Here is an 18,646-nt window from a genome sequence, read left to right on the forward strand (position 1 = left end):
CGAATCTGTTTACAACCGGATCGCGCATAAAAAATGCCGTTCAGGGCTTATCTGAACGGCATTACGCCTAGGACAGGGTAGTTACCGTCGAAACATGATGGTGATCTGGGATAGTCAATGTGCTGTTACAAGTTGCGGTGTTTCTGAAACATTAATAGCATCCCATACGCAAGCTTGGGCGCACGCATCGAACGAGGCTCGACTAGACCCATTCAATGGGTTCTTGCTGGTGGCTAATTTAGACCGATTATTCGATCAAGGACTCATCAGTTTTGCCGATGACGGTTAATTACTGAAGAAATCTTCGCTGACGCCTCAAGACTTAAAGGCGCTGGGAATTACTACCGAAATGTGTTTGCGTTTTGTACGACCCGAACACAAACCATATCTTGCAGTTCATCGCCGCGCGTTCGACTTTTAAGTCCTGTGGTGATGCGTGTTTCAATGACGGTCCGCTGCGTGGGAAGAGCATTGCGTGTCAAGGTACGATTGGGTGATTCAACCATCACCCAGCATTGCTCTATCCCTGCAGTATCGTCTCAAATGCCATCTGGCAGGTCTGTTGTATCTGTTGCGACGAAAGCCTGCGATCTTGTGGGATGCGTGCTGCGGCTCGGATCACGTCATTGATGTTTGAGAAACTCTTTTCGCTCGACCTTAGTACGGTCTTGCTCAGTTTCTTGCCAAGTGCTGGGCAAATGCGGCTCTCCCATGCCTCATGGAATTCATCCAGCAACGCGCCGAACAATTCGATGGTGTCGTAGATGTACAGCACATCTTGTGCTTGTTTTGCTGCAGGGCGGTCGCTTTGAATCAGGAATTTCTGGACCATGTAGCAAAGCGGATTGGCAACCTGAACGTCCATGGACGCCGGTACCGGAATACCGATTTGGGGACTTAGCGTGATCAGCCAGGGATCAACGAGGAGGATGTCCAGATAGCGGATCTGTTGGGCCGATATGCCCGCCATCGTCATGGTTGCATTTCGGGCTGTCACATCCGTCGTGGTCATGGTCACATCTGGCTTTGGACGTCGTTTGGCTGCGCTATCGGTCAGTGGCGTCAGGAATTCGGCATAGAAGCCCCCGTTTTCGTCACCCAGCGTGTAGTGCGCCACCGGCGGCCTGTACTCGCCGGTTAGCTGTTCCCTGAAGCCATGCTCTGCAAGGGCGGCCTTGATATCGCCCTCGATTGGCACCTTGTTGGCAAACGCCAGGTCAGTGTCGCGCGTGAATACCGGTTGGTATGTCAACTGGTTGGCCCTTGGAGAGAATCGGTGGATTCGATGTGCCCATCCGCCGATAAAGACAAGATGTGCATGCCATGGGGATAGCGCCTGGGCGAGCTTCGCAAGTGCGTCGAGGTCGTTCATCTAATTTCCGTTGTTTTCGATGGGACGCAGGACTTTTTCATAGATCAGGTTGGCCTGCTCTTCACCACGCGATGGGTGATTGGCGACATCCAGCCATACCTGGATGACATCGGAAACGATCACGTCGTTCTGGCGGACGGCACCTCTGAAGACGGATTGCGGTGAGAGTGCCCGTCGAACGATGAGGTCCGGTATTTCTAAAGGCGAAGTGGCTGCCAGCGCTCTCCATTTCTTGTCGTCAGGTCGCGGGAGCTTTGGCACGTAGACGTATGGCGGGACGCCATTGACGTATCCCATCCCTAACGCGTCTGCTGCCCCAAATAGCGCCAGGCAGGACTCTCCCCGGTTATTTGCCAGTAGGCTACTGATTTGCTTTTGTAAGGGGCCGCGAATGAGAAAGCGCATCGGCAGTTCTGGTGAAGAACGCATCACGGCTGATTGCCAACGACGGAATAATTCCTGCCGACGCACAACAACAAGATATCGCGAAGAATCCTCCAGATACCCCTCGTGGCGTAGCTGTTGCAAGAAGCGCGAGGCACTCATGGGAGATACCTTGGCGGCCTCGGCCAGTTCTGAGCCGCTTTGCATCTTCTGTCTTGGTGCGCGTAGCAGGTGATCGGGAATATCAGGGGCCAGCAGTACTTTAAGCATCCACTGGTTGAGATCCGAGAAGAGATTGGCGGGTTGATTCATTGGTGCATTTTCAAACCGTCGTGGCTTTTCCGGCTCGGCATTCAGTTCCTCGAGGCCCGCACCTTTAAAGTATTTGAGCCCACTTGCGGAAACGAGGCCAACAGCAACGTTCGGTGCGTATTGTTCAATAAAGTCCCCGAGTTGTTTAGCGAGGGACTGAGATGCGTGCTCTACGACAATCACGGCAAGGGGTTGCGCATTGTCGGCATCGAGAGCATGGGATTGTGCCTGCAGGATTGCCTGTGACAGCATCGGAATGACGCGATCGGCACGTCCTTCTGCAAGCGACTTGATCTCCACGACAAGACATTGCCCCTTCTTCCGGACTAACAGGTCGTAGCGTTTTTTTTTGTCTTTTGCCGAACGATCAACGTCCCAGCCGTGTGCTGTGAACAGCTCGCTGACGAGAGCATTCGCGTTATCGATTCGGCTTCTGGATGGGAAAGAGGGAAGCATGTCTGGCGCCGTTGATTTCTATCATGGCCATTATATATACCATGGCCATGATGTCAATCATGGCCATGGTAGGTGCCACCGATGTGGTGGTTATCCTGCCGTAAATTTGTTGCGTGATTGTTTTGCCTTCGCGACTGCGCAGGGTATCTGGAAATTCCTCAACGGCAGCAAGCTGTACGACACCAGCCGTGCAAGTCATCCAACGGAGCTGGCAGGTTTGGCTGATGCTCAATGGCATCCTCCCCGTCCTTCGGTGAGCAGAGGATATCAATTTGACTGGGCAGCATTCACGAGCGATTCGACAATTGTGGTCATGTCGGTATGACATGCAGGTTGCTACAGGTCTGTGCATGCGCGGTCGATTAATTTGCTCTTGCGACGGGTATGTCTTCCCAGTTGGTCGTGTAATCGGGTGTCTTCCTTTCGCGCTTCATAGCCCAGTCGTTGCGGGTGCCGGCCGACGCGATGCTGACCGCACCCTTGCCAAGTCGCTGATTCAGGTTGTCGAGAGTGCGCATCATGGCAGCACCGTCACCGTAGGGAGTAAACAGCAATTGCTGCTCTGCGCGGGCGCCAGAGATACCCTGCAGGATCACGCCGGCTTTCTTGTAGTAATAGCCAGGCCGGTAGATCTGTGCCAGTCCGAACAACGCTGCGCGGATGAGTAACCTGGTGTCGCACGAGGCATTGGGGAGCGGCACCACGACACCGTTGCTGTACTGCCGATCCGATGCCTTAAAGAGGTTCGTCTGCACGAATACCTGGATCGCTTCGCAGACGGAATTCTGGCGTCGGAGTTTTTCGGCTGCACGCATCATGTAGTTCGAGACCGATTCCCCGAGCTCGTCGATGGTGAGGACGGGCTGCCCAAACGATCTGGAGGCAATGATCTGCTTTTTCGCCGGCGCGACATCTTCAAGCGCAAGACAGGAGACGCCGTTGAGTTCGTTGACGGTACGCTCGATGACAGCGCCGAACCGTGAGCGCAGCCATGCGCCGTCGATTGCATGCTCATTTGCACATAGCGTGAGCACGAGCGCACGGTCATTTGCAGTTATCGCGAGCCAAAAAACGTGTCGAATGCGAGCACGGTCGATTTGGAACGCGGGTCGCTACATTTAGCTGCGCAACGCTACCATCTCCGAGATGCGCCGTGCTGCGTCCTGCAATGGCTCCAGAAAAGCCTTGACCATCTGCTTGGCGGATTGTCTTTGCGCGCTGCCGCTGATATTGATGGCGGCGATGATTGTTCCCTGTCGATTGCGTATGGGTGCCGATAGTGAAATCAATCCCACCTCGAGTTCCTGGTCGACCACGGCCCAGCCTTGCTTGCGCACCAAGGCGATAGCCTTGCACAAGTCGGTGCGGTCGGTGAGTGTGCGCGGCGTGTGCGCTTGCAGCTCAGACGCAACCAGTAGTGCATCCAATTCACATTCATCCAGACCAGAGAGAAGCACGCGTCCCATCGAGGTGCAATAGGCGGGCAAGCGGCTGCCGACGGACAGATTTACTGCCATGATTTTGCGCGTCGGTACCCGCAACACATAGACGATCTCGGTGCGGTCGAGTACTGCGGCTGAACTGCTTTCATGAATCTGCGCGACCAGGTCTTCCATTACCGGTTCGGCCACATTCCAGATCGGAAGCGACGTCAGATAGGAAAAACCGAGGCCAAGAATTTTTGGCGTCAGGCGAAACAGTCGTCCTTCAGCTTCGACATAGCCTAAGGATTGCAAGGTGAGCAGGATGCGGCGTGCGCCGGCGCGCGACAGTTCCGTAACGGCCGCCACTTCACTGAGCGTTTGTGCCGGACGGGCCGCGCCGAAAGAGCGGATGACGGCCAGCCCGCGTGCAAAAGAATGCACGTACGAGTCGCTGGCCCGCTCTGTTGGCGGGTCGTTGGGTTGATCTTGATCTTGATCGGCAGGAGTAATGCCCATGAGCGGCTCGTGTTGAATTGTCAAAAAAATATGCGAAAAACCTGCCGAAAAAATCAAGGCGCGCTGAAATGGATTGCGCGTTGGTTGCGGCAGATTATACCAACTCATCCATTGTTTCCTGATCGTTTGCACCGGGTTTGAAGTGTGTGCCGCTTTGTCCTGCATGCGCAAATTTCCTGCGCGGGGCATGAAATTATGCTGCGCTGCTGCATAAATATCACATTGACTTTGCATTTTTTCACGCCTAGTATCATCCCACATTGTTCGCAAATAGAACTAATGTTCGTATAGCGAACAAATTAAAACAAGCCAAAAGCAAAAAAAGCACGTTTTTGCCGTGGACCACCCCTTCCAGGGAACGCATCGATGATTGATAAAGAAATAGCTTCGTTAGCCGCAGCGGTCGCCGACATCCACCACGGTGCCACCATCATGATCGGTGGCTTCGGCAATGCGGGCATGCCGTCGGCACTGATCGATGCGCTCATTGATCAGGGTGCAAGCAACCTGACCATCATCAACAACAACGCCGGCAATGGCGAGAACGGCTTGGCCGCATTGCTGAGAACCGGGCGCGTGCGCAAGATCATTTGCTCATTTCCGCGTCAGGCCGACTCGCACATATTTGATGCCCTTTATCGTGCCGGCAAGATCGAGCTGGAGCTGGTCCCGCAAGGCAATCTGGCTGAGCGCATCCGTGCAGCCGGTGCCGGGATAGGTGGATTCTTCACGCCGACCGGCTACGGCACGCAGCTCGCGGAAGGCAAGGAAACGCGGGAAATCGATGGTCGCCACTATGTGTTCGAGCTGCCACTGCATGCCGATTTTGCGTTGGTCAAGGCGCTCGCTGCCGACCGCTGGGGCAATCTGGTGTATCGCAAAACCGCGCGCAATTTCGGTCCGATCATGGCGGCAGCAGCAAAAACGTCCATCGTGCAAGTCGATAAGATCGTGCCGCTAGGCCAGCTCGATCCGGAAGTGATTATCACCCCCGGCATTTTCGTTCAGCGCATCGTCGTCGCCGGCAGCGCCAGCGCAATCAAGGAGGCAGCGTAATGACGGAGATTGAGAAAATTGTGGCGCAGATAACAAAGCGCTTGAGCCGAACTGAAATGGCGCAACGCGTCGCGCATGACCTACCGGATGGCGCCTATGTCAATCTGGGCATCGGTGTGCCGACCATGGTGGCCAACCATATCGGCAGCGAGCGCGAAATTATTTTGCATAGCGAGAACGGCGTGATTGGCATGGGGTCGGCACCGGCCAGGACGGATCAAGATGAAGATCTGATCAATGCCGGCAAACAGTTCGTCACGCTCTTGCCGGGCGGCGCCTATTTTCACCATGCGGATTCGTTTGCGATGATGCGCGGCGGCCACCTCGATTATTGCGTACTGGGTGCGTTCCAGGTGTCGGTGCAGGGCGATTTGTCCAACTGGCATACCGGTGCATCGGATGCAATTCCGGCAGTTGGCGGCGCAATGGATCTGGCGATAGGCGCGAAACAGGTCTACGTGATGATGGAGCACTTGACCAAGCTGGGGGAAAGCAAGATCGTGCAGGCTTGCAGCTATCCGGTGACCGCCAAGGGGTGCGTGAACCGCATTTATACCGACTTGGCGTTGATCGACGTTACCGACGCGGGGCTGGTGGTGCGCGAAATTTATGCCGACATCGATTTTGATTTACTAGAAAAATTGACCGGCGTGACGTTGATTAATGGCTGCAACGAACAAGGAATGCAGAATGAATGACGTATTTATCTGCGACGCAATTCGTACGCCGATCGGTCGCTACGGTGGCGCATTGGCCGCTGTGCGTGCCGATGATTTGGGCGCGCTGCCGATCCGCGCATTGATGGCACGCAACCAGAACGTTGATTGGGCCGAGGTAGATGAAGTCATCTATGGCTGCGCCAACCAGGCTGGTGAAGATAATCGTAATGTGGCACGCATGTCCGGCCTGCTTGCGGGTTTGCCGCAGGAAGTCGGCGGCAGCACGATCAACCGTCTGTGCGGTTCGGGGCTCGATGCGGTCGGTAGCGCCGCTCGTGCAATCAAGTCAGGCGAAGCGGCTTTGATCGTTGCGGGTGGCGTGGAAAGTATGAGCCGGGCCCCGTTCGTGCAGGGCAAGGCCAGCACCGCTTTTTCGCGTAGCGTCGAGATCCATGACAGTACGATCGGCTGGCGCTTCGTTAATCCTCTGATGAAACAGCAATACGGCGTCGATTCCATGCCTGAAACGGCTGAGAATGTGGCGCAGGATTACGCGATCAGCCGCGCCGATCAAGATGCTTTTGCGTTGCGCAGCCAACAAAAAGCCATGCGTGCGCAGCGTGACGGTATCTTTGCGCAGGAAATAGTGGGCGTGCAAGTCGAGCAGCAAAAAGGACAGAGCGCACTAGTCGAGCAGGATGAATATCCACGCGACACCACGTTGGAAGCCTTGTCAACACTGAAGGCCATCGTCCGACCGGACGGCACCATCACGGCTGGAAATGCCTCCGGCGTCAATGATGGCGCTTGCGCGCTGCTATTGGCCAATGCCGACAGCGTCCGGCGTTTCGGACTGACGCCGCGCGCGCGTGTGCTCGGCATGGCCAGCGCCGGAGTTGCGCCGCGCATCATGGGCGTCGGGCCTGCGCCGGCCACCAGAAAATTATTGGCGCGTCTTGGCATGTCGATCGCACAGTTCGACGTCATCGAATTGAACGAAGCCTTTGCTTCGCAGGCGTTGGCAGTCTTGCGTGAATTGGGTTTGGCAGACGACGACGCACGTGTGAATCCGAACGGCGGTGGCATTGCGCTCGGCCATCCGCTGGGCATGAGCGGCGCACGACTGGTCACCACTGCGCTGTATGAATTGCATCGGACCCAAGGCCGCTTTGCCTTGTGCACGATGTGCATCGGTGTCGGGCAAGGCATCGCACTCGCCATGGAACGGGTTTGAACAAGCAGCACATCAGGCAATACCGCAGCCCCGCATTGCATCGAGATCGTCCGCTTTGCAATCGAATATCAACCAGCATTGAAAATTTTAAAAAAATTTCGGAGACATGATGAATACCAAACTCAGTTACAAATACCGTGGTTCGCTCGCTGTCCTGATCGCATCGTTGCTGCTGACAGGCACCAACGCCGGCGCCCAGAAAAAGCTCGGCATCTCCGATGACGTGGTCAAGGTAGGACTGTTGCTGGATCTGTCAGGCGTCTACGCCGATATCGCAGGAAAGGGCACAGCGACTGCGGTGCAGATGGCGATCGATGATTTCGGCGGAAAAGTGCTGGGCAAGAAAATCGAAATGGTATTTGCCGACCATAACAACAAGGCCGATATCGCAGCCTCCAAAGCGCGCGAATGGTTTGATACCGCCAAGGTCGATGCACTGCTTGATGTCGCCGGTTCGGCCACTGCGCTATCGGCGTTGGAAGTGGCCAAACTGAAAAACAAGATCGTCATTTTTAACGGTCCGGGCACGCAACGCATTACCAACGACTTGTGCACGCCGGTTTCGGTGCATTACGTCTACGACACCTATTCACTGGCCAATGTGACGGCCAAGGCCATGGTGAAAAATGGTGGCGATACCTGGTACTTCCTGTCTGCCGACTGGGCCTTCGGCGCGGCGTTGCAACAAAATGCCTCCGAAGTGGTCAAGGAGGCCGGCGGCAAGGTCCTCGGTGCTTCCAAGCATCCTAGCAATGCACCGGATTTCTCTTCCTACCTGTTGCAAGCCCAAGCCAGCGGCGCAAAAGTGATCGGCTTGGCAAATTCCGGCGCCGACACGGTCAACGCGATCAAGGGTGCGCAAGAATTCGGCTTGATGCGCTCTGGAAAACAGAAGCTGGCCGGCCTGCTGATGTTCATCAATGACATCCACGCACTCGGTTTGCAAAATGCCCAGGGCCTGTTGTTGTCGGAAGCCTTTTATTGGGATATGAATAACGAGACTCGCGCCTGGTCGCGTCGCTATTTTGAAAAAACCAAAGGTATGCCAAACATGATCCAAGCCGGCGCCTACTCGTCGACGATGCATTATCTTAAGGCGATCCAGGCAAGCGGCACCGATGACACCGCAACGGTGATGGCGAAAATGAAGGCCACGCCGATCAACGACTTCTTTGCGAAGAATGGCAGGATCCGCGAAGACGGCCGCATGGTGCATGACATGTACTTGTTCGAAGTCAAAAAGCCATCCGAATCGAAAACGCCTTGGGATTACTACAATCTGGTGGGCACGGTGCCTGCCGACCAGGCGTTCATGCCGTTGTCGAAATCGGATTGCTCACTGGTCAAGAAATAGGCTGACCGGCATAGCGTGCGCCGGACTGCGTACTGCCTGATGCGATGCCATCCATCGGTCACAGGTCGTACGCGGTGTGCCAACTTAGTTGGAACGTCGGGCGCAAACCTACGCAAGCGACAAAAGACACTTAAAAAGACGTCGTCACATCCACGACAGCCGATTCCTGCGATTACGCTAAAGAGACCCGAGCCATGGCAAATTCTCGTTGGAAAAAACGTCCTCCTGGATCAAACTGGGGCGATTTTGGTCCCGATGACCAACTCGGTCGACTCAATCTGCTCACCGCTGACAAGCTGCGGCAAGGCGTCGCTGAGGTAAGAGAAGGAAAAAATTTCTGCCTCAGCTTGCCGCTGGATTATCCCGGTGGCAGTGTGCTGAACCCGAATCGTTATCCACCCATCTTGCGGCCGACACTCCGGCGCGGCAAAGTCAATCTGAATTGTTTGTTGGGCGATATCGAACCCGGTCGTCCCGACGTGCTGTCGGACGACTTGGCTATCCTGCATTTGCAATACTCGACCCAATGGGATGGCTTGCCGCATGTCGGCTCGGTATTCGATCTTCATGATGACGGCCTACCACAAGCGGTCTACTACAACGGTTACGCCGCTGGTGTGGATCTGATCGGCCCGGATAATCCGGCAGATGCCGGCCTGCCGGCCAATATTTCGCTTGCAAGTACTTCGTGCGCGCGTGCACTCGGCATCGAGCACATGGCGCGGACTTGTGTGCAGGGTCGCGCAGCGCTGATCGACTTGCGCGCGCATTTCGGCGATGCGCGCACGCTGATCGGATACGACGCACTGATGCGTGTGCTGGAAAAAGACAAAATCGACATCGAGTGCGGCGATATCGTATGCCTGCACACCGGTTTCGCCGATGTCTTGCTAGGCATGCAGCGCCAACCCGACCCCGTCAAACTGGCGCAAAGCTGCGCGGTGCTCGATGGGCGCGACCAGCGATTGTTGCAGTGGATAACTGACAGCAATCTGGCAGCGATCGCGGCCGACAATTATGCGGTCGAAGCTTTCCCTGCGGCCAGTGCCGACGCCTGCTGCGCCGGGCTGCCGCTGCACGAGCATTGCCTGTTCAAGCTGGGCATTCATCTGGGCGAACTGTGGCATATGACCCCGCTCGCCGATTGGCTGCGGGCACATGGCCGCTACCGCTTTTTGCTGACCGCGCCGCCGTTGAACCTGCCCGGCGCCTTCGCCTCGCCGGTCACGCCGGTGGCGACGGTGTAAATATATCTTTGTTATTGCTGATTTTAATTGGAGAGTTTCGTGAATAAACCACGGGTCCTGATTACCGGAGGTGCCGCCGGCATCGGCGCGGCCGCTGCCGAACGTTGTCGCGCCGACGGCTATGATGCGGTGATCATTGACCGTAGCGGCGACGGCATCCGCGCCGACTTGTCGCATCCTGCCGAAACTGCGCAGGCGCTGCAAGTCGCACTGGCAGGTGGACCGATCACGCGGCTGCTCAATAATGTTGGCGTGGTTTGCCCGGCCGATGCCGAGGACCAGACCCTGGCGCAGCTGGAGCTAGCCTGGGCACTGAATGTGCGCTGCACGCTGCAATGCATGCAGGCGTTGTTGCCGGGCATGAAGGCCGCTGGTTTCGGGCGCATCGTCAACATGTCGTCGCGCGCGGCGCTGGGCAAGGAGCAGCGCACCGCTTATGCGGCCACCAAGGCTGCGTTGATCGGCATGACACGGGTGTGGGCGCTGGAATTCGGTCGTTTCGGCATCACGTCGAACGCGATCGGCCCGGGACCGATCGGAACCGAACTGTTCGAGCGCGCCAACCCAGCCGGCAGTGCACGCACTCAGGCCATCATCGATGCGGTGCCGGTCAAGCGCATCGGCACGCCAGAAGACGTGGCGCAGGCAGTCTCCTTTTTTCTGGATGCGCGCAGCGGTTTCGTCACCGGCCAAGTCTTGTATGTGTGCGGCGGAATGACTGTCGGCGTGGCAGGGGTCTGACATGAACAGTGTCGCTGACCATCAAAAAAATGTCGCCATCGTTGGTGCAGGCAGCATCGGTGTTGCCTTCGCGCTGGTGTTCGCTCGCGCCGGCTGGCAGGTAAGATTGCACGACCCGGACCCGGCGCGCCGTTTGCTGGCTCCTTCCGAAATGTTCGAGCGCGCCAGCGCCTTGCAGGAATTCGGCTTGATCGATGCTGCGCCTGCAGTCCTGACTGCACGCGTGACGCTGGTCGCCGAAATGGCCGTTGCGGTAGCGGACGTGGCGCTGGTCATTGAATGCGCTCCGGAACAAGTAGATCTCAAGCGTGCGTTGTTCGTGCAACTCGATGCGTTGACCCATGCTGACACCATATTGGCAAGCGCCTCGTCGGCGCTGCCGGTGTCGTCATTCACCGAGGATTTGCCGGGGCGCGCACGCTGTCTGATTGCGCATCCGGGCAATCCTCCGTACCTGATCCCTGTCATCGAAATCGTGCCGGCTGTCTATACCGATACGCGCGTGGTGCAACGCGCAGAACAGCTTTTTGCCGAAGCGGGCTTGTCGCCGGTGCGGGTCCAGCGCGAAGTCGAAGGATTCATTTTCAACCGGCTGCAAGGCGCGGTGCTGCGCGAAGCGTATTGCCTTGTGCGCGACGGCGTGGCCTCAGTGACCGATATCGACCGCGTGATGCGGGAAGGTCTGGCGCCGCGCTGGTCGGTGGTCGGTCCATTCGAAACCGTGGATTTAAACACGCGTGGCGGCATCGCCTCGCATGCGCAAAAAATGGGTCCGGCGTATGCAAGAATGGGCGCCGAACGCGGCCAGCACGATCCATGGACACCGCAACTGGTGGCTGAGGTTGTGCAGCAGCGCCGCGCCGCGCTGCCGATCGATCAATGGCAGGAGCGCGTCAACTGGCGTGACCGCGGCTTGATGGCGCTGGCGCGCGACCGCAAAAAACACGCCGGCCAGCAGTAACGACGCTATTGGAGTTGGGCCGCTGACTGATGAGGACCAGCAGGTAATACATAAATCCGTCGTTCCCACGCAGGCGGGAAGGACGGTACTTTCAAGTTTGGTTTTTTTGTTCGTCATTCCTGATAATGAATTTTTCTGGTCTTGTTAATGAAAGGAACATCATGTTATTTCACGTTCGCATGCAGGTAACTATCCCCGATTCGATGCCAACAGAGCGCGCCGACCTGCTGAAGTCGAACGAAAAAGCGCTGGCGTTGACGTTGCAGCAAAGCGGCAAGTGGCGCCATCTGTGGCGCGTGGTCGGCCAGTACGCGAATGTCAGCGTATTCGATGTTGACAGTAACGATGAACTGCATCAGCTGCTCTCGACGCTGCCGCTTTATCCGTTCATGCAGATCGAAGTGACGCCGCTGGCGCAGCATCCGTCGGCGCTGGCTGCAAACTGATCAGGGAGCATGCCATGCCATACATGATAGAAACCTGGGACAAACCGGATCAACAGCAACTGCGCAAGCAAACCCGCGACGAACACTTGCAATACCTTGCCACCCACGCAACCCAATTGCTGGCCTGCGGCGCCAAGCTCAATGATGACGGCAGCGATGCCGGTGGCGGCATTTATATCGTCGATGTCGACACGCGCGCAGCAGCCGAAGAATTCATTGCCACCGATCCATTCTCACGGGTTGATCTGTTTGCGCAAGTGCGCATCACGCGCTGGCGCAAGGCGTATGTGGCAGGTCAGAATTTTCTGTAAAAATTAACCGAGGTTAAAAATCAACATGCCCTACGCCGACCTTCCCGATGTCCGCATCCATTACCAGCTTGAAGGTGACGCCGCCAAGCCGGTGCTGGTGCTCTCCAATTCGCTCGGCACCACACTCGATATGTGGGCGCCGCAAGCGACCAAGCTGGCCGAATATTTCCGGCTGTTGCGTTACGACACCCGCGGTCACGGCCAGTCGCAGGTCACGCCAGGTCCTTACACCATCGCACAGCTAGGTGCCGATGTGATCGACTTACTTGATTATCTCGGCATTCAGCAGACACATTTTTGCGGTTTGTCGATGGGCGGGATTACCGGCATGTGGCTGGCCAGCACGCACCCGCAGCGCATCAAACGGCTAGTGCTGTCCAACACCGCGAGCCTGATCGGCCCGCCGGAAAACTGGACCACGCGCGCCCAGAAAGTATTGGCCGACGGAGTCGCATCGATTGCACCGGCGGTGGTCTCGCGCTGGCTGACTCCGGAGTTTGCACAACAGCATGCCCAGCAGGTGGCGCAATTGGAAGCGATGTTGAGCGCGACGCCAGCAGCCGGTTATGCGGCCAGTTGCTGTGCGGTTCGCGATGCGGATTTGCGCGAGGCGCTCAAGCACATCACGGCGCCTACACTGGTGATTGGCGGCAGCGGCGATTTGCCTACGCCGCCAGCTGACAGCGCCTATCTCGTGTCGTCGATTGCGGGAGCCAAATATGTCGAACTGGAAGCGGCGCATCTGTCTAACCTGCAGCAGCCAGAGCGATACACTGCGGCCTTGCTGACTTTTTTGCAGCAGTAGGATTAGTACCGATTGACAGGGCAAATTCAACCAGAGACCCAGCAGCCCGGACGATGAAGAACTACTACCTGGTCGTCAAAGTAATGCGCCACCGCACAACACCGCCAAGTTACACCAACGCACATATGTCGCTATCAACTATTACATGTCAAAAACTGACCTTGAAGGTCGGACTGTCCTCTGGCCGAGTTGTCCGTCGATCGTAAATCCGGGTTGTCGCGATGCTGGTATGTCCCAGCCATTCCTGCACCTTGGCGATGTCCGCGCCATGTTGGGGTTTGAGGTGCAGTGGAACGGTTGTATGAAGCTTTCCATAAACGTTCCACTGCACCTCAGACCCCAAACTGCAATCAGAAGCGGTTGCTTATCACATCGGCCATTTGCTCCGGCATCTTCGTAACAAGGACAGTCGTCAGTCACCAGCAGCCAATCGCACGCGCACCATAGGTCGTACCGGCCCCCAAGCCAGCAGCTGCGGAACTTATGATGACGGGGAGTACGCCGTAAGTTTGACGTTCAAGACGGACAGGCACTCCGCATCGATCCGCCGGGGAGTGGGCTTGTCCGAGAGTCACACCCGCGATCCCGCGCGGTTGGCGATCTTGCTGATGTTTTCCTGCTGGTGCACTGGATTGGCCGCCAGACAACGCGGCTACCGGATTGAGCATGGCTGCCGCCAGAAAGCGTCGATCACCCTGTCCATCATTCCGCTGGCAAGATGGTGGATAGCGCAAAACATCACGGGCGTTTTGTCAGAAGACGAGAAAGAACATGGAACAAATACACTTTGCCAGACTGTATTTCAAACTTATGTTTGAGGGGAAGGGTCAGGTCCGGACTCTTGCAGGAAAGTCGGCGGGTCTGCGTTCTGCAACAGCGTGGTCGCTTTAAAGCTGACACGGTTATCTTGTGCAAGGTGGGTTTTATTGACTCCCGGAAGACCGTCGGCTAGGCTAATTTTAAGCCGACTAAACGGCGGAGTAGGTTCGGCGGTCCCAGCAATGGTGTCTTCCGCGCTTTCCGGTAGCCCTGATGGGCCCCCTTTTCTATGGTCGAGTGGTCGTAGTACAGATTCCATCAGAGTGGTTGCGCGCCCCCAAGGGTTGCCACTAAACTCATACCGGCGGGATTCCCTGGAAGTGTTTCGGACGTAGGACGAAGGGACTTCAGTATTGAAGTAGCATTAGTCGAAGTAGCATTAGTCGTCCAGGGATACCGCCTCATGCTTTGGCATGATCCAGTAATCCTTTTCGCCCAGCACCGGATCAATCCCGCGTTGTTCGGCCACGATAGCCAGCAACTCGTTAAAGTCGCTGCGCGCATGCAGGAATTCAGCCATCCTGCCACCTTGCGAAACTTTTCCGGGTGGCAGCAGAGCCGTAATTTGAAACGGCACGCTTCAATTTGGCCTGATCGAAACCGGGCAACTTGCGCACCACCATCTGAAGTACCAGGTTCCTGTCTTCAGCCAATTCGTCCAGATTGTTGACCATATCAACCAGCAAGAATTCTGGCGTGAGCGTCTTTGGAAAACGCGGCTTCACGCGGCAATCAAACTGGCGGTTTCCGAACGAAAAGATGCCATGCCGCTTGTGGTTGTACACCAGGGTTTTGTTATAAAGCTGTGATGTTCCCAAGCCCAGCGTGTTGTAGCTGGACAGGGAAAACACCAAAAAATCCTTGTCGCGCAGGAAGGTGGCAAGCAACTCCTGATCGTCAGGGGGTAGCGTGCCGTACACGGATTTTTTTGGCGCGTAGTAGAGCCCCTGTGCCAGTCGCTTCAGTGCGCCGCCAGACACCATTTCGCGGAGGTGCCGGTCAACGGCATTGGAAACGTACGCCAAATCCTCCCGGCGGTATACCTTGCCGGCGCGCAGCTTTCCGACCACCTGATCCAGGGCGGATGCCCTTGTCAGAAGCGACGGCCCTGCGACGATGGTGGTGGGTAGCAGTTCCACTGCATGAATCCTCATTGACGTTTCATGCAAAGTAGAGCCGGTCCGGGTGATCATCGCTACTTGGTTGGCGCTGTCTTGCGTGCCGTGCAGATCGCTGTGGATACCTGTGTGGTCTCCGAATTTACCAACGACACTACAGGTTTGCCGCGTCAGTTTGCCCTTGCGACTGGCAATTCGTCCCAACTGGTCGTGTAATCGGGCGTCTTCCTTTCGCGCTTCATGGCCCAGTCGTTGCGGGTGCCGGCCGATGCGATGCTGACCGCGCCCTTGCCAAAGCGCTGATTCAGGGTGTCGAGCGTGCGCATCATGGCCTCCGAGGCGGCACCGTCGCCGTAGGTGGTGAACAGCGATTGCTGCTGCCCTGAGGCGCCAGAGATACCCTGCAGGATCACGCCGGCTTTTTTGTAGTAATACCCTGGCCGGTAGATCTGCGCCAGCCCGAACAACGCTGCTCGGATGAGTAACCGTGTGTCGCACGAGGCATTGGGGAGCGGCACCACGACACCGTTGCTGTACTGCCGATCCGATGCCTTGAAGGGGTTCGTCTGCACGAATACCTGGATCGCTTCGCAGACGCCATTCTGGCGTCGCAGTTTTTCGGCCGCACGCGTCATGTAGTTCGAGACCGATTCCCCGAGCTCGTCGATGGTGAGTACGGGCTGCCCAAACGATCTGGATGCAATGATCTGTTTTTTCGCCGGCGCGACATCTTCGAGGGCAAGGCACGAGAGTCCGTTGAGTTCGTTGACGGTACGCTCGATGACAACGCCGAACCGTGAGCGCAGCCATGCCGGCGACGCATCACGCAGCTGTGCCACCGTGTCGATGCCGGACGCTCTCAAGTGCTCGGAAAGTCGCCGTCCAATGCCCCAGACCTCGCCGACATCGATCGTCGAAAAAAGGGCGTCGCGATCCTGCCTGGTCATCGAGGACAGGTCGCAGACGCTATCGAAGTCCGGTCTTTTCTTCGCAATATGGTTGGCCAGTTTCGCGAGCGTTTTGCTGTTACCGATACCGACGCACACCGGCACGCCGACCCATTGCCTGATGCGCTGCCGGATCGATTGCCCCATGGCCGTCGGCGAGTCCCACAGGCTCCCCAGGCCGTTGAGTCCGAGGAAGGATTCATCGATGCTGTAGACCTCCACATCGGGGCTGAAATCGCGCAGGACGGTCATGATCCGGTTGCTCATGTCGCCGTAGAGGGCGTAATTGCTGCTCAGGGCGATGATGCCGTGCTGCTTCGCCAGGTCCTTGAGCTTGAACCAGGGTTCGCCCATCTTGACGCCCAGCGTCTTGACCTCTGCCGAACGGGCGACGGCGCATCCGTCATTGTTAGAGAGAATGACAACGGGCTTTCCCTCCAGAGAGGGATTAAAGACCCGCTCGCAGCTGACGTAGCAATTGTTGACATCGACCAGCGCGAAGAGCCTGGTGGTCGCCGATAGTTCCGGGTCAGGCATCGAAACGGCACACCACGCCGACCACGACGCCCCAGATTTCCAGCGTCTCGCCTTCGCCAAACTGGATCGGCGCATAGCGCGGATTTTCTGCGCGCAACTCGATGACGCCAGCACGTTTGTGCAGGCGCTTGATCGTGTAATCGGCATTGACCACCGCCAGCACGATGTTGCGATGTTTCGGAGAGATCGAGCGGTCTACCACGACCATGTCACCGTCAAAAATGCGCGCGCCGACCATGCTGTCGCCCTGGACGCGGAAGTAGAAGGTTGCGGTCTTGTTGCGCACCAGGTAGGTGTTGAGGTCGAGACCTTTTTCGAGATACTCCTCGGCCGGGGAGGGGAAGCCGGCGGAGACGCGCTGGCCAAACAACGGGCGCAGGCAAACGGGCGCGCAGGCGCTCACGGGAATAAGGCCGCGGGTTGCGTCCGTTATTAGCGAGAGGTCGGGCAGGGTGAGAAGGGTGGTCATCGCTAGTTTCCATCAAGATACTGTGTTTATATACAGTGTATATGGAGTTGCAACAACGTTGGGTGTTTTGTTTCCACTGAACAGTTATTGAAGGCTGGCAAGCAGTGCACCCCTGGTGCCGCACTCGGCCTTGATGCTGATCGCGCCAGGAGAACCCTTCGCAAAGACCGGTGGGTAGCGCTCAATGCAGGCGCATCAATAACCCGGTTAGCGCTCCGGCACGTCAAGGCGAGAGGAGGGGTAAAGGCAAAAAGCCATCTATTCGACATCACATCCCATCACCAAGGAGTCTCAACATGCGCATGAAAACACTCGGTCGCACCGGTTTGTTCGTCTCGGAACTCTGTCTCGGCACCATGACATTTGGCGGCACCGGCGGTGACATGTGGAGCAAAATCGGCCAGTTGCAGCAAGTCGATGCGGACAAGATGGTGCGCACCGCCATCGATGGCGGCATCAATTTCATCGATACCGCCGACGTCTACGCCGGCGGGCTATCGGAACAGATTACTGGCCAGGCACTGCGCAATCTCGGCATCGCGCGCAACGACATTGTTCTCGCGACGAAGGCATTTGGCCCGATGGGGACAGGACCGAATCAGGGTGGCACCTCGCGTGTGCATTTGATCGATGCCTGCAAAGCCAGTCTGCGTCGGCTCCAGGTCGAGCATATCGACCTGTACCAGATTCACGGCTTCGATGCGGTCACGCCGATGGACGAGCAATTGCATGCGCTCGACAATCTGGTCCAGCACGGCCATGTCCGCTATGTCGGGGTATCGAACTGGGCCGCCTGGCAGATCACCAAAGCGCTCGGTATCGCCGAGCGCGATCACCTTGCGCGCTTCGTCTCGCTGCAGGCGCATTACACGGTGGCCAGCCGGGATCTGGAACGCGAGCTCGTGCCGATGATGCTCTCTGAAGGTGTCGGGCTGATGGTATGGAGTCCGCTTGCCGGTGGCCTGTTGTCAGGCAAATATGACCGGTCGAACGAAAGTGCCGGCGACGGTCGGCGTGCCAGTTTTGATTTCCCGCCAGTCGACCGTGATCGTGCCTATGCGGTGATCGATGTGATGCGCGTGATAGCGGATGAGAAGGGTGTTTCCGTGGCACAGATTGCCCTGGCCTGGCTGCTCCACCAGCCGGTCGTGACCAGCGTCATCATCGGTGCCAATCGACCGGACCAGCTGAGCGACAATATCGCCGCAACGCGGGTTGTCCTGTCGACGGCGCAATTGGACATGCTGGAGAAAGTCAGTGCGTTGCCGGCCGAATATCCTGGCTGGATGATTGCGCGTCAAGGTGCCGCACGCCTGGCCTTGCTGGACCAACCGCATCGGAACGCATAGCAGGTTGATGCCGCAGTGACAGGTTGCAGGAGGCTGCACCCGTCTGCTGTTCTCAATTTTTCGACCGACACAAAACACGATCGTCCTGAACGCAATCAGGCGATGCAGTTTGTCGATTTCATGCGGTAG

At 57.0% G+C, this 18,646-nt stretch carries 22 protein-coding genes; 14 read left to right on the forward strand and 8 right to left on the reverse strand.

All coding sequences use genetic code 11. The features are described from left to right. Positions 1-97: 97 nt before the first annotated feature. Positions 98-289 (forward strand): HNH endonuclease, encoded by a 192-nt coding sequence (locus ABD720_RS19280; protein WP_425547923.1) that lies wholly within the window; start codon positions 98-100, stop codon positions 287-289. 231 nt (positions 290-520) lie between these two features. Here ABD720_RS19280 and ABD720_RS05905 read toward each other — a convergent pair whose 3' ends face one another. Both ABD720_RS05905 and ABD720_RS05910 read right to left on the reverse strand, forming a co-directional pair. Next, positions 521-1,372, reverse strand: coding sequence for a GSU2403 family nucleotidyltransferase fold protein (locus tag ABD720_RS05905; RefSeq protein ID WP_344762333.1), 852 nt, complete (start codon positions 1,370-1,372; stop codon positions 521-523). Further along, positions 1,373-2,524 carry a hypothetical protein gene (locus ABD720_RS05910; protein ID WP_344762334.1) on the reverse strand — a complete coding sequence of 384 codons (1,152 nt, stop codon included), beginning with the start codon at positions 2,522-2,524 and terminating at the stop codon, positions 1,373-1,375. It lies immediately after the preceding gene. Between ABD720_RS05910 and ABD720_RS05915 the strand changes: the two genes are divergently transcribed. Continuing rightward, positions 2,523-2,849 carry a hypothetical protein gene (locus ABD720_RS05915; RefSeq protein WP_344762335.1) on the forward strand — a complete coding sequence of 109 codons (327 nt, stop codon included), beginning with the start codon at positions 2,523-2,525 and terminating at the stop codon, positions 2,847-2,849. The two genes, ABD720_RS05910 and ABD720_RS05915, sit on opposite strands and share 2 nt — an antisense overlap. A gap of 37 nt (positions 2,850-2,886) precedes the next feature. Here ABD720_RS05915 and ABD720_RS05920 read toward each other — a convergent pair whose 3' ends face one another. After that, complete coding sequence (locus tag ABD720_RS05920; protein ID WP_344762336.1) at positions 2,887-3,558, reverse strand: DUF4113 domain-containing protein; 672 nt, start codon at positions 3,556-3,558, stop codon at positions 2,887-2,889. An 84-nt stretch (positions 3,559-3,642) separates the two neighbouring features. Next, positions 3,643-4,464 (reverse strand): IclR family transcriptional regulator, encoded by an 822-nt coding sequence (locus ABD720_RS05925; RefSeq protein ID WP_344762397.1) that lies wholly within the window; start codon positions 4,462-4,464, stop codon positions 3,643-3,645. Positions 4,465-4,830: 366 nt separating this feature from the next. Between ABD720_RS05925 and ABD720_RS05930 the strand changes: the two genes are divergently transcribed. The 11 genes from ABD720_RS05930 to ABD720_RS05980 all read left to right on the forward strand — a co-directional run bounded on the left by ABD720_RS05930 (position 4,831) and on the right by ABD720_RS05980 (position 14,096). After that, positions 4,831-5,520 (forward strand): 3-oxoacid CoA-transferase subunit A, encoded by a 690-nt coding sequence (locus ABD720_RS05930; protein WP_344762337.1) that lies wholly within the window; start codon positions 4,831-4,833, stop codon positions 5,518-5,520. Further along, a complete protein-coding gene (locus ABD720_RS05935; protein ID WP_344762338.1) occupies positions 5,520-6,218 on the forward strand; it encodes a 3-oxoacid CoA-transferase subunit B in 699 nt (232 codons plus the stop codon). Before ABD720_RS05930 ends, ABD720_RS05935 begins: the two co-directional genes overlap by 1 nt. Then, complete coding sequence (gene pcaF / locus ABD720_RS05940) at positions 6,211-7,413, forward strand: 3-oxoadipyl-CoA thiolase (protein ID WP_344762339.1); 1,203 nt, start codon at positions 6,211-6,213, stop codon at positions 7,411-7,413. Before ABD720_RS05935 ends, pcaF begins: the two co-directional genes overlap by 8 nt. Before the next feature lie 109 nt (positions 7,414-7,522). Further along, entirely contained in the window at positions 7,523-8,767 is a 1,245-nt protein-coding gene (locus tag ABD720_RS05945; RefSeq protein ID WP_344762340.1) for an ABC transporter substrate-binding protein, read from the forward strand. Between the two features lie 194 nt (positions 8,768-8,961). Further along, positions 8,962-10,014: a cyclase family protein gene (locus tag ABD720_RS05950; protein WP_344762341.1), complete on the forward strand. Its 1,053-nt coding sequence runs from the start codon at positions 8,962-8,964 to the stop codon at positions 10,012-10,014. A 39-nt stretch (positions 10,015-10,053) separates the two neighbouring features. Further along, a complete protein-coding gene (locus ABD720_RS05955) occupies positions 10,054-10,755 on the forward strand; it encodes an SDR family oxidoreductase (protein ID WP_344762342.1) in 702 nt (233 codons plus the stop codon). Position 10,756: 1 nt separating this feature from the next. Further along, a complete protein-coding gene (locus ABD720_RS05960) occupies positions 10,757-11,716 on the forward strand; it encodes a 3-hydroxyacyl-CoA dehydrogenase (RefSeq protein ID WP_344762343.1) in 960 nt (319 codons plus the stop codon). Positions 11,717-11,877: 161 nt separating this feature from the next. Further along, the gene (gene catC / locus ABD720_RS05965) at positions 11,878-12,162 is read left to right on the forward strand and encodes a muconolactone Delta-isomerase (protein WP_344762344.1); all 285 of its coding nucleotides are present in this window, start codon (positions 11,878-11,880) and stop codon (positions 12,160-12,162) included. 14 nt (positions 12,163-12,176) lie between these two features. Continuing rightward, positions 12,177-12,473, forward strand: a complete 297-nt coding sequence (locus ABD720_RS05970) for a YciI family protein (protein ID WP_344762345.1) — start codon at positions 12,177-12,179, stop codon at positions 12,471-12,473. Between the two features lie 25 nt (positions 12,474-12,498). Further along, on the forward strand, positions 12,499-13,278 hold the full coding sequence (gene pcaD / locus ABD720_RS05975) for a 3-oxoadipate enol-lactonase (protein ID WP_344762346.1): 780 nt from the start codon (positions 12,499-12,501) through the stop codon (positions 13,276-13,278). 560 nt (positions 13,279-13,838) lie between these two features. Next, the gene (locus ABD720_RS05980; RefSeq protein ID WP_344762347.1) at positions 13,839-14,096 is read left to right on the forward strand and encodes a hypothetical protein; all 258 of its coding nucleotides are present in this window, start codon (positions 13,839-13,841) and stop codon (positions 14,094-14,096) included. 380 nt (positions 14,097-14,476) lie between these two features. Here ABD720_RS05980 and ABD720_RS05985 read toward each other — a convergent pair whose 3' ends face one another. The 4 genes from ABD720_RS05985 to ABD720_RS06000 are packed head-to-tail and all read right to left on the reverse strand — an operon-like array spanning position 14,477 to position 17,168. Next, a complete protein-coding gene (locus ABD720_RS05985) occupies positions 14,477-14,617 on the reverse strand; it encodes a hypothetical protein (protein WP_344762348.1) in 141 nt (46 codons plus the stop codon). Beyond that, the gene (locus tag ABD720_RS05990) at positions 14,610-15,419 is read right to left on the reverse strand and encodes a hypothetical protein (RefSeq protein ID WP_344762349.1); all 810 of its coding nucleotides are present in this window, start codon (positions 15,417-15,419) and stop codon (positions 14,610-14,612) included. The genes ABD720_RS05985 and ABD720_RS05990 overlap by 8 nt, the downstream gene beginning before the upstream one ends. Continuing rightward, complete coding sequence (locus ABD720_RS05995) at positions 15,386-16,699, reverse strand: Y-family DNA polymerase (RefSeq protein WP_344762350.1); 1,314 nt, start codon at positions 16,697-16,699, stop codon at positions 15,386-15,388. Before ABD720_RS05995 ends, ABD720_RS05990 begins: the two co-directional genes overlap by 34 nt. Beyond that, positions 16,692-17,168 (reverse strand): LexA family protein, encoded by a 477-nt coding sequence (locus ABD720_RS06000; protein ID WP_344762351.1) that lies wholly within the window; start codon positions 17,166-17,168, stop codon positions 16,692-16,694. The genes ABD720_RS05995 and ABD720_RS06000 overlap by 8 nt, the downstream gene beginning before the upstream one ends. A 296-nt stretch (positions 17,169-17,464) precedes the next feature. Here ABD720_RS06000 and ABD720_RS06005 point away from each other — a divergent pair, with 296 nt between their 5' ends. After that, positions 17,465-18,517 (forward strand): aldo/keto reductase, encoded by a 1,053-nt coding sequence (locus ABD720_RS06005; protein ID WP_344762352.1) that lies wholly within the window; start codon positions 17,465-17,467, stop codon positions 18,515-18,517. Positions 18,518-18,646 lie beyond the last annotated feature (129 nt).

This window comes from Actimicrobium antarcticum (assembly GCF_039536745.1).
In the GTDB taxonomy this organism is placed as follows: Bacteria; Pseudomonadota; Gammaproteobacteria; order Burkholderiales; family Burkholderiaceae_D; genus Actimicrobium; species Actimicrobium antarcticum.

What these genes read in the sequence shown, in the direction of transcription:
- ABD720_RS19280 (WP_425547923.1), top strand. Translation starts at nt 98, where the DNA reads ATGGTGATCTGGGATAGTCAATGTGCTGTTACAAGTTGCGGTGTTTCT.
- ABD720_RS05905 (WP_344762333.1), bottom strand. Translation starts at nt 1,372, where the DNA reads ATGAACGACCTCGACGCACTTGCGAAGCTCGCCCAGGCGCTATCCCCA.
- ABD720_RS05915 (WP_344762335.1), top strand. Translation starts at nt 2,523, where the DNA reads ATGTCTGGCGCCGTTGATTTCTATCATGGCCATTATATATACCATGGC.
- ABD720_RS05910 (WP_344762334.1), bottom strand. Translation starts at nt 2,524, where the DNA reads ATGCTTCCCTCTTTCCCATCCAGAAGCCGAATCGATAACGCGAATGCT.
- ABD720_RS05925 (WP_344762397.1), bottom strand. Translation starts at nt 4,464, where the DNA reads ATGGGCATTACTCCTGCCGATCAAGATCAAGATCAACCCAACGACCCG.
- ABD720_RS05930 (WP_344762337.1), top strand. Translation starts at nt 4,831, where the DNA reads ATGATTGATAAAGAAATAGCTTCGTTAGCCGCAGCGGTCGCCGACATC.
- ABD720_RS05935 (WP_344762338.1), top strand. Translation starts at nt 5,520, where the DNA reads ATGACGGAGATTGAGAAAATTGTGGCGCAGATAACAAAGCGCTTGAGC.
- pcaF (WP_344762339.1), top strand. Translation starts at nt 6,211, where the DNA reads ATGAATGACGTATTTATCTGCGACGCAATTCGTACGCCGATCGGTCGC.
- ABD720_RS05945 (WP_344762340.1), top strand. Translation starts at nt 7,523, where the DNA reads ATGAATACCAAACTCAGTTACAAATACCGTGGTTCGCTCGCTGTCCTG.
- ABD720_RS05950 (WP_344762341.1), top strand. Translation starts at nt 8,962, where the DNA reads ATGGCAAATTCTCGTTGGAAAAAACGTCCTCCTGGATCAAACTGGGGC.
- ABD720_RS05960 (WP_344762343.1), top strand. Translation starts at nt 10,757, where the DNA reads ATGAACAGTGTCGCTGACCATCAAAAAAATGTCGCCATCGTTGGTGCA.
- catC (WP_344762344.1), top strand. Translation starts at nt 11,878, where the DNA reads ATGTTATTTCACGTTCGCATGCAGGTAACTATCCCCGATTCGATGCCA.
- ABD720_RS05970 (WP_344762345.1), top strand. Translation starts at nt 12,177, where the DNA reads ATGCCATACATGATAGAAACCTGGGACAAACCGGATCAACAGCAACTG.
- pcaD (WP_344762346.1), top strand. Translation starts at nt 12,499, where the DNA reads ATGCCCTACGCCGACCTTCCCGATGTCCGCATCCATTACCAGCTTGAA.
- ABD720_RS05985 (WP_344762348.1), bottom strand. Translation starts at nt 14,617, where the DNA reads ATGGCTGAATTCCTGCATGCGCGCAGCGACTTTAACGAGTTGCTGGCT.
- ABD720_RS05995 (WP_344762350.1), bottom strand. Translation starts at nt 16,699, where the DNA reads ATGCCTGACCCGGAACTATCGGCGACCACCAGGCTCTTCGCGCTGGTC.
- ABD720_RS06000 (WP_344762351.1), bottom strand. Translation starts at nt 17,168, where the DNA reads ATGACCACCCTTCTCACCCTGCCCGACCTCTCGCTAATAACGGACGCA.
- ABD720_RS06005 (WP_344762352.1), top strand. Translation starts at nt 17,465, where the DNA reads ATGCGCATGAAAACACTCGGTCGCACCGGTTTGTTCGTCTCGGAACTC.